At 73.8% G+C, this 2,623-nt stretch carries 1 protein-coding gene; it reads left to right on the top strand.

The genetic code is table 11. From position 1 onward, the window contains the following. The coding region (locus IDM29_RS16250; RefSeq protein ID WP_255500364.1) for a DNA translocase FtsK at positions 1–2,472 on the top strand (2,472 nt) is incomplete at its 5' end. Between the last annotated feature and the right edge of the window lie 151 nt (positions 2,473–2,623).

Genomic DNA, 2,623 nt, shown 5'->3' on the forward strand with positions numbered 1-2,623 from the left:
CGCATGGTGCGGGGTGCCTGGATGGGCGGCGCGCACCTGGTCGGCGGGACGGCGCGGCGGCTCGGCCAGGGCGCCCGCGACCTGGACCCGGCGCACCGCCGCGACGGCCTCGCCTTCGCGCTCGTCGGCCTGGCCGTCGTCGTCGCGGCGCGCGAGTGGTGGGGCCTGTCGGGCTCGGCCGGGGAGGTCGTGCACGCGGTCGTCGCCGGCACGTTCGGCGTCGTCGGCATCGCGGTGCCCGTGCTCCTGCTCGGCTCTGCCGTGCGCCTCATGCGCCACCCGGACCGGGTCCAGGCCAACGGCCGGATGGGCATCGGCCTGGCCGCGATCCTGCTCACCGTGTGCGGGCTGGTGCACCTCGCCGAGGACCTGCCGTCCCCGACCGACGGGTTCGGTCCGGTGCGCGAGGCGGGCGGCGTCCTCGGCTACCTGGTCGCCACGCCCCTCGAGGCGCTCGTCACGGCCTGGGTGACCGTCCCGCTCCTGCTGCTCCTGGGCTTCTTCGGCCTCCTCGTGCTCACGGCGACCCCGGTCCACCTCATCGGCACGCGGCTCAGGGCCGCGTACACCTGGCTCACCGGCGGTCACCGCGCCCCGGGCGGCGTGGACGAGGACGACCTCTCGACGATGCCGACCCTCGCACAGCAGCAGGAGCTCGAGGGCGAGGCCGCTCCCCGCCGCCGTCGCCTGGGCAGGAAGCGGGCCGAGCGCGCGGAGGGCGGCGAGACGCCCGAGATCGGGGCCTACTCCGGCGACGAGGCCTTCGAGACCGCCGCGATGATCGAGGCCGCGCGTGCCGAGGCCGAGGCCGAGGCGGCGGCCGACGCCGACGCGGTCACGACGAGCGTCCTGCCGGCCGCGGCGACGGCGGCGACCGAGGTGCTCCCGCCGGCCACGACGTCGGCCGTGCCGCGCGGCGAGCAGCCCATGCTCGAGGGCGACGTCGTCTACACCCTGCCCGCCGAGGACCTCCTGGCGCGCGGCATGCCGCACAAGGTCCGGTCGGCCGCGAACGACCGGGTGGTCGAGGCGCTGACGACGGTCCTCGAGCAGTTCGACGTGGACGCGAAGGTGAGCGGCTTCAGCCGCGGCCCGACGGTGACCCGCTACGAGCTCGAGCTCGGCCCCGGCGTCAAGGTCGAGCGGGTCACCGCGCTCAGCCGCAACATCTCCTACGCCGTCGCGAGCGCGGACGTGCGGATCCTCTCGCCGATCCCCGGCAAGTCGGCGATCGGCATCGAGATCCCCAACGCCGACCGCGAGACGGTGTCGCTGGGCGACGTGCTGCGCTCCTCCGCCGCGCGGCGCAGCGAGCACCCCATGGTCATCGGTGTGGGCAAGGACGTCGAGGGTGGCTACGTCGTCGCGAACCTCGCGAAGATGCCCCACCTGCTGGTCGCGGGCGCGACCGGCGCGGGCAAGTCCTCGTTCGTGAACTCGATGATCACGTCGGTCCTCATGCGGTCGACGCCGGACGAGGTCCGGATGATCCTCGTCGACCCCAAGCGCGTCGAGCTCACGCTGTACGAGAACATCCCGCACCTCATCACGCCGATCATCACGAACCCCAAGAAGGCCGCCGAGGCGCTCGAGTGGGTCGTGCGCGAGATGGAGGCGCGCTACGACGACCTCGCGATGTTCGGCTACAAGCACGTCGACGACTTCAACGCCGGCGTGCGCTCGGGCAAGGTGAAGCCCCTGCCGGGCAGCGAGCGCAAGATCGCGCCCTACCCCTACCTCCTCGTGGTCGTCGACGAGCTCGCCGACCTCATGATGGTCGCCCCGCGCGACGTGGAGGCCTCGATCCAGCGCATCACCCAGCTGGCGCGGGCGGCGGGCATCCACCTGGTGCTCGCGACGCAGCGGCCCAGCGTCGACGTCGTCACGGGCCTCATCAAGGCGAACGTGCCCTCGCGGCTGGCGTTCGCGACGTCGTCGCTCACGGACTCGCGCGTCGTGCTCGACCAGCCGGGCGCGGAGAAGCTCATCGGCCAGGGCGACGCCCTGTTCCTGCCCATGGGCGCGGCCAAGCCCATGCGCGTCCAGGGTGCGTGGGTCTCCGAGAGCGAGATCCACGCCGTCGTCGAGCACGTCAAGACGCAGCTCAAGCCCGTCTACCGCGAGGACGTCGCGGCCACGGTCACCAAGAAGCAGGTCGACGAGGACATCGGCGACGACCTGGACCTGCTGCTCCAGGCCGCCGAGCTGGTCGTCACGACCCAGTTCGGCTCGACGTCGATGCTGCAGCGCAAGCTGCGGGTCGGCTTCGCGAAGGCGGGCCGGCTCATGGACCTGCTCGAGTCGCGTGAGATCGTCGGCCCGTCCGAGGGGTCCAAGGCGCGCGACGTGCTGGTCCAGCCGGACGACCTCCCGGCGACGCTCGCGCTGCTGCGCGGGGAGACGCCCGACGGCGGCGCGTACGACCAGGAGGTCGAGGACACCGACGACGAGCCCTGGCGGACCGAGGACTGAGGGCCGCGGTCGCCCGCGGGGTGGCTCAGGGGGTCGCTGCGGGGCGCGGCACGACGACCGGGGCGGGACCCGTCGGGGCCGGCGGCACGAGTCGTTCGGGCGCCTCGGGCCCCACGACGCCGGCCACCCGCGCGTGGCGCGCGGCGACGGC

Origin of the sequence: Actinotalea sp. JY-7885, from assembly GCF_014525465.1 — a bacterium.
Classification (GTDB): domain Bacteria; phylum Actinomycetota; class Actinomycetes; order Actinomycetales; family Cellulomonadaceae; genus Actinotalea.